A 6,251-nucleotide genomic window follows, 5' to 3' on the forward strand; every position below is an offset into this window, starting at 1 on the left:
CGAAGCATTTCGAAGCCAAGATAAGTTAGTGTTATCCGGCAGTTCGCGAGGCGCCTTTAGCGGCGGGAACCATGGGAATGGCATCAAGTTCAAGACCCATGGAAAACATGCTCGTTCGTCTGCTGCCTCGGCGAAAGTTTGGTGTGGCGTTACGGTACGGCGCGACGGGTGCGATCATCGCCACCACGGCCTTGCTTCGCTATTCCCTTAGTGATCCGCTTCAGCATTTCCCGTTGTTGCTGTTCATACCCGCGGTGTTTCTCTGCGCCCTGTTGTTCGACCGGGGGTCAGGCATCTTCGCCACGGTGTTGAGCGCGACGATATCTGCCTATTTTTTCATCGAGCCAATTTTCTCCTTTGCCATCGGGCTGCAAAATGCCTTCGCTCTGTTTCTGTTCGTGATGATCGGCTTCATTATGTCCGGGGTAACCGAAGCTCTGCGGGAATCCATTCGGCACCTGGACGAGAGCGAAGCGGCCAAGGCGCTGCTCCTGGAAGAACTGGCGCACCGAACCAAGAACGATCTCGCGATCATAAGCTCGGCGATCACTCTTCAGATGAATGCCAGCCAAGAGCCTGCCGTCCGCGAGGCCCTCGCCGCTGCCAACGCCCGCGTGCTCGTGGTAGCACAAGCGCAAGAGCGGCTCAGAGGTGATGGCAGGGGTGGGATGGTTGGCCTGTCGGACTATGTCACGGCTCTATGTCACGGGCTCGGCGACCTTCTGCGCGACGTTCGGCCGATAGCGGTCCGCGTGAATTGCGCTCCTATCTTCGTGCCGAGTTCCGTCGCAGTCCATGTTGGATTGATCGTCAATGAGCTCGTGACGAACAGCCTGAAATATGCCTATCCCACCGAGCGGGGCGGGATTATCAAAGTGGATATCGCAGCGGATGGCACGAATATCGTCGCGACGGTGATCGATGACGGAGTGGGTTGCCCCACTGATGCAAATCCCGGCCTGGGCTCCAAATTGGTCCGCTTGCTGGCAAAGCAGCTCGGGGGGAATGTCGAGCGGGAGGATGCTGGCCCTGGATGCTGTGTTCGGGTGACGCTGGATGAGCGCGTCCTCCTCTCCTCTTGAGATGCTTCAAGCGATGCTGAAGGGAACGTCCGCTTATCCGCTCTTCGGCTGAAAGCTTCCCGCCCGCTTCGATGCCGTGAGGGTTCCCGCCCGGCTAACGCTGCGCCAGTGCGGCGTCGCTCGCCAGTTTGTCGGCGCGCTCATTGTCAGGGTGGCCGGCATGGCCCTTGACCCAGACCCATTCGACGCGGTGCGGCTTCGACGCGGCTAGCAGTTCCTGCCAGAGCTCGGCATTCTTGACCGGCTTCTTGTCGGCGGTCCGCCAGCCGTTCTTCATCCAGCCATGGATCCACTTGGTCAGCCCGTCCATGACATAGCGGCTGTCGGTCGACAGCGTGACGCGGCACGGGCGCTTGAGGGCTTTGAGCCCCTGGATCGCGGCCATCAGCTCCATGCGGTTATTGGTGGTGTGCGGCTCGCCGCCCGACAATTCCTTCTCGACTCCGCCCATCCGCAGCACGGCGCCCCAGCCGCCGCGCCCGGGATTGCCCTTGCAGGCGCCGTCGGTGGCGATTTCGACATGTTGCAGCTCGGTCATGCGAAGAGCGCGTCGCCGTTTGCGGCGTAGAAGTCCAGCCGGCGAATATAGGCGCGCGGGTCCTTGCGCGTGACCATCGCGTCGGCGGGCGTGTTGAGCCAGTCCCAGGCGCGCGTCAGGAAGAAGCGCAGCGCGGCACCCTCGGCGAGGATCGGCAGCGCGGCGCGCTCGGCATCGGACAGGCCGAAGCTCGCGGAATAGCCCTCGATCAGCGCATCGCCGACCGCGGGCGCGTAATTCTCGCCATTGCCGTCGAACGCCCAGGCGCCGTGCATCACTGCAAGGTCGTAGGCGCGGATGTCGGTGCAGGCGAAATAGAAGTCGATCAGGCCGGTGACGCGGTTGCCGAGCATCAGCACATTGTCGGGGAAGAGGTCGGCGTGGATCGCGCTCGTCGGCAAGTCGCGCGGCCAATGGCGCTGGATTCGGTTCAGCGCCTGCTGCGCCTTGGCGGTGAGCCCGGGTGCGATTGTCTCGAAGTCCGATCCGATCCGCTCGACCAGTTCGGGCCAGGCGTCCGCGCCCATCGTATTAGCGCGAACCTCGGCGAAATCAGCGGCGGCCTGGTGCAGCTTGCCCAATGCCTCGCCGGCGGCGCGCGCCTGCATGGGGGTGGGGTGCGACACCGATACGCCCGACAGGAACTGGATCAGGCAGGCGGGCCGGCCCTCCAGCTCGTGGATCAGTGTGCCGTCGCGGTCGGGCACCGCGGGTGGGACGGGCAAACCCTTCGCGGCGAGGTGGTCGAGCAACGCCATGAAATAGGGCAGGTCGTCCGCCGCGACGCGCTTCTCGTAGAGCGTCAGGATGAAGCGGCTCTTGGTGGTGTCGACGAGATAGTTCGAATTCTCGACGCCCTCGGCAATACCCTTGGCCGAGACCAGCTCGCCAACGTCGAACCGCGCCAGGAAGTCGCCCAGCGCCTCCGCCGATACCTGTGTGTAGACCGCCATCTTCGTCCCCCAACGTCATCCCCGCTTTCGGGAGAGGAGTGGAATCGGTCAAGCCGCTTCGAGGCCGCGCGGCAGCTTGAAGGCGATGTTCTCGGCCACGGTCTCGACTTCGCGCTCGGTCACGGCGAAGCGCGTGCCCAGCCGCTCGACCACTTCGCGCACGAGCAATTCGGGCGCCGAGGCACCGGCGGTCAGCCCGACCCTGGTCACCCCGTCGAACCAGGCGAAGTCGATATCGTCGGCGCGCTGGATCAGGGTCGCGCAGGTGCCCTCCCGCACTGCGACTTCGACCAGCCGCAGCGAATTGGACGATTTGGGCGAGCCGATTACCAGCACCAGGTCGACCTGCCCGGCGAGCGCTTTGACTGCGCCCTGGCGGTTCGACGTGGCGTAGCAAATGTCGTCGGGACCAGGCGCGAGGATCGCCGGGAAGCGCCGCTTGAGCACCTCGAGGATCGCCGCCGTGTCGTCCACCGACAAGGTGGTCTGCGTCAAGAAGGCGAGGTTGTCCGGATCCGGGGCTGCGATCGCCTCCGCATCCTCCACCGTCTCGATCAGCGTCATTGCGCCTGCGGGCACCTGGCCGAAGGTGCCGATCACTTCGGGGTGGCCGGCATGGCCGATGAACAGGATGTGCCGCCCGGCCGCGACGAGGCGCTCGGCCTGGCGGTGGACCTTGGAGACGAGCGGGCAGGTGGCGTCGAGATAGGAGAGGCCACGCTCGGCCGCCTTGGCCGGCACCGCCTTGGGAACGCCGTGTGCGGAGAACACCACCGGCACGCCGTCGGGTACCTGGTCGAGCTCCTCTACGAAGATCGCGCCCTTCGATCGCAGCGTGTCGACGACATATTTGTTGTGCACGATCTCGTGCCGGACATAGACCGGCGCGCCGTATTTCTCGATCGCCAGCTCGACGATGCGGATCGCGCGGTCGACCCCGGCGCAGAAGCCGCGCGGGGCGGCGATGAGCAGTTCGAGCGGCGGTTTGGCGGTCACGTCCATGGCACCCGCGCTCTACGCGATTGCTTGCGCGGGCGAAAGGCGGTTCCTATGGTGCCGCCGTTTCCGGGCCGCGCGTGCGCGGCCCGTTGTTCCGTCTGAAAGGTGTACCGCCCGTGTCGCTCGCCAAGTTCGCCGTCCCTGCCATGATCCTACTGGCCGCCGGCGGCTGCTCCCGCACCGGCGAGATCGCCGAGGGCGGTATCACCGCGGTGCGCTCGGCCTGCCCGCATATCGGCATTCCCGCCGGCACCGGCGACGTGACTCTGTTCAATCCGGCGAACAGCCGTGATGCGAGCGCGATCGACGTGACCGCGACGATGACCAACGTCCAGTCGACCTGCGACGAGACCGGCCCGCAGATCCTGACCAACGTGACCTTCGACGTGCTCGCGCGGCGCAACCAGCCGGGGCCGGCGCGCGACGTGACCTTGCCCTATTTCATCACGGTGGTGCGCGGCGGCACCAACGTCACGGCCAAGCGCATCGGCCAGGTCACCGTCCGCTTCGCCGACGGTCAGCTGCGCGCGCAGGCGAGCGGGCAGGGGACCGCCAATATCGATCGCGCCGCGGCGACCTTGCCCGAGGAAGTGCGCAAGCGCCTCACCGAAAAGCGCAAGGCCGGCGACGAGGCCGCGGCGATGGACCCGCTCGCCGATCCGGCGGTCCGCTCGGCGGTGCTCGCTTCGACCTTCGAGGCGCTGGTCGGCTTCCAGCTCACCGAGGACCAGCTGAAGTACAACGTCACGCGCTAAGCTCTCCCCTCCGGCGAGCGGGAGGGGAGAAGCGTTTCGCAATTGACTCGATCCGCGGCCCCGGCCAAGGCTCGCGGCGTCGATGGCGGGGAATCGCCATAGGTACGCGCGGGAGAGTGGCGGTCCTTCGAGGGCTGCCCGCCGAAGGAGCAACCGCCCCGGAATCTCTCAGGCAACAGGGACCGCGCGCACTGTGACACTCTGGAAAGCGCCGCTCCGGAAGCGGCCACCGAAGGGGTAACTCCGGCACGTCCGGAGGAAAGCTCTCAGGTTCCGTGACAGAGGGGGCGAGGGACCAGGCGTGCCGCGGGTGCGCTGCGACTCTCGTTTCCTTTCGTGCGGAGTGCCTTTTGATGAGCGTGGACGTTCCCGAAACCGAAGAAGCGCCGGAGATCCTGCAGCTTCCGCTCGACAGCTGGCACCGCGCGCGCGGCGGGCGGATGGTGCCGTTCGCGGGCTATGAGATGCCGGTTCAGTATGAAGGCATCATGGCCGAGCATCTCTGGACGCGCGACCATGCCGGGCTGTTCGACGTCAGCCATATGGGGCAGTTGCTGTTCTCCGGCCCCGAGGTCGACGCGCAGCTCGAAACCCTGCTGCCGGGCGACATCAAGGGCCTGGGCGAGGGGCGGATGCGCTATTCGCTGCTCCTCGCCGACAATGGCGGAATCCACGACGACCTGATGGTCACGCGCCTCCCCGCCGAGAATGGCTTCGAGAGCGAAGCCGGCGATTTCTACATGGTCGTCAACGGCGCGTGCAAATGGGATGATATCGGCGTGTTCCGCGAGCTGCTCCCCGACGAGATCGGCATCAGCCATCTCGACGAGCAGGCGCTGCTTGCGCTGCAGGGACCCGAGGCTGTGACCGCGCTGGAGCGCGTCGTGCCGGGCGTCTCCGCGCTGGTGTTCATGACCGCCGCCGCTTTCGAGTGGAACGACAATCCGCTCTGGATCAGCCGCTCGGGCTATACTGGCGAGGACGGGTTCGAGATCTCGCTGCCAGGCGAGGCCGCCGAAGCGTTCGCGGAGGCCCTGTGCGCGCAGCCCGAGGTCAAGCCGATCGGGCTCGGCGCGCGCGATTCGCTGCGGCTCGAAGCGGGGTTGCCGCTCTACGGGCACGATCTCGATCTCGAGACCACCCCGGTCGCCGCCGATCTCGGCTTCGCGCTGTCGAAGCGCCGCCGCGAGGAAGGCGGCTTCCCCGGCCACGCCCGGATCATCGCCGAGCGCGAGGGCGCCGCGATCGTCAAGCGCGTCGGACTGATCGTCGAAGGCCGCCAGCCGGTGCGCGAAGGCGCCGCGGTGGTCGATGCCGACGGCAGCGAAGTCGGCAAGGTCACCAGTGGCGGGTTCGCGCCTTCCGTCCAGAAGCCGATCGCGATGGCCTATGTGCCGGTCGCGCTCGCCGTGCCGGGGACGCGCATCACGCTCGCCCAGCGCGGCAAGGTTCATCACGCGGAGGTCGCAACCATGCCCTTCGTGCCCCATCGTTACGTCAGAAAGGGAGCCTGACATGCGCTATTTCACCGAAGATCATGAGTGGATTGACGTCGACGGCGAGACCGCGACGGTCGGCATCACCGACTATGCCCAGAGCCAGCTCGGCGACATCGTGTTCGTCGAGACCCCCGAAGAGGGAAAGACGGTCAGCAAGGGCGACGACGCGGCGGTGGTCGAGAGCGTCAAGGCCGCGTCGGACGTCTACGCGCCGGTCGCCGGCACGGTGATCGAAGGCAATGCCGCGCTCGCCGACAATCCGGCCCTGGTCAACGAGGACCCCGAGGGCGAGGGCTGGTTCTTCAAGCTGACGCTCGCCGACGCCGGCGAACTCGACGCGCTGATGGATGAGGCCGCGTACCAGGATTTCGTGAGCAAGCTTTGACTGTTCAAAGCCCCTCCCTTTCAAGGGAGGGGTTGGGGTG

General features: G+C 66.0%; 7 protein-coding genes and 1 riboswitch. Of the genes, 4 read left to right on the forward strand and 3 right to left on the reverse strand.

Going from position 1 to position 6,251, the window contains the following annotated elements:
- Positions 1-98: 98 nt before the first annotated feature.
- Positions 99-1,082 (forward strand): sensor histidine kinase, encoded by a 984-nt coding sequence (locus AC3WJI_RS15250; protein WP_492758135.1) that lies wholly within the window; start codon positions 99-101, stop codon positions 1,080-1,082.
- Positions 1,083-1,176: 94 nt separating this feature from the next.
- On the opposite strand, the gene rnhA is transcribed toward AC3WJI_RS15250, so the two are convergent.
- Genes rnhA through ispH form a run of 3 tightly spaced genes read right to left on the reverse strand, consistent with a single transcriptional unit; the run spans position 1,177 to position 3,575 of the window.
- On the reverse strand, positions 1,177-1,620 hold the full coding sequence (gene rnhA, locus AC3WJI_RS15255) for a ribonuclease HI (protein WP_492758136.1): 444 nt from the start codon (positions 1,618-1,620) through the stop codon (positions 1,177-1,179).
- Entirely contained in the window at positions 1,617-2,573 is a 957-nt protein-coding gene (thrB, locus tag AC3WJI_RS15260) for a homoserine kinase (RefSeq protein ID WP_492758137.1), read from the reverse strand. The genes rnhA and thrB overlap by 4 nt, the downstream gene beginning before the upstream one ends.
- 48 nt (positions 2,574-2,621) lie before the next feature.
- Positions 2,622-3,575: a 4-hydroxy-3-methylbut-2-enyl diphosphate reductase gene (gene ispH, locus AC3WJI_RS15265; protein WP_492758138.1), complete on the reverse strand. Its 954-nt coding sequence runs from the start codon at positions 3,573-3,575 to the stop codon at positions 2,622-2,624.
- Positions 3,576-3,718: 143 nt separating this feature from the next.
- On the opposite strand from ispH, the gene AC3WJI_RS15270 reads away from it, so the two are divergent.
- The 3 genes from AC3WJI_RS15270 to gcvH all read left to right on the forward strand — a co-directional run bounded on the left by AC3WJI_RS15270 (position 3,719) and on the right by gcvH (position 6,211).
- Positions 3,719-4,327, forward strand: coding sequence for a hypothetical protein (locus AC3WJI_RS15270; RefSeq protein ID WP_492758139.1), 609 nt, complete (start codon positions 3,719-3,721; stop codon positions 4,325-4,327).
- A gap of 99 nt (positions 4,328-4,426) precedes the next feature.
- A riboswitch (glycine riboswitch) is annotated at positions 4,427-4,522 on the forward strand.
- A gap of 158 nt (positions 4,523-4,680) precedes the next feature.
- The gene (gene gcvT / locus AC3WJI_RS15275) at positions 4,681-5,841 is read left to right on the forward strand and encodes a glycine cleavage system aminomethyltransferase GcvT (RefSeq protein WP_492758140.1); all 1,161 of its coding nucleotides are present in this window, start codon (positions 4,681-4,683) and stop codon (positions 5,839-5,841) included.
- Between the two features lies 1 nt (position 5,842).
- On the forward strand, positions 5,843-6,211 hold the full coding sequence (gene gcvH, locus AC3WJI_RS15280; protein WP_404334263.1) for a glycine cleavage system protein GcvH: 369 nt from the start codon (positions 5,843-5,845) through the stop codon (positions 6,209-6,211).
- Positions 6,212-6,251 lie beyond the last annotated feature (40 nt).

The sequence above is a fragment of the Sphingomonas sp. FW306-1B-B10E genome (assembly GCF_058782005.1).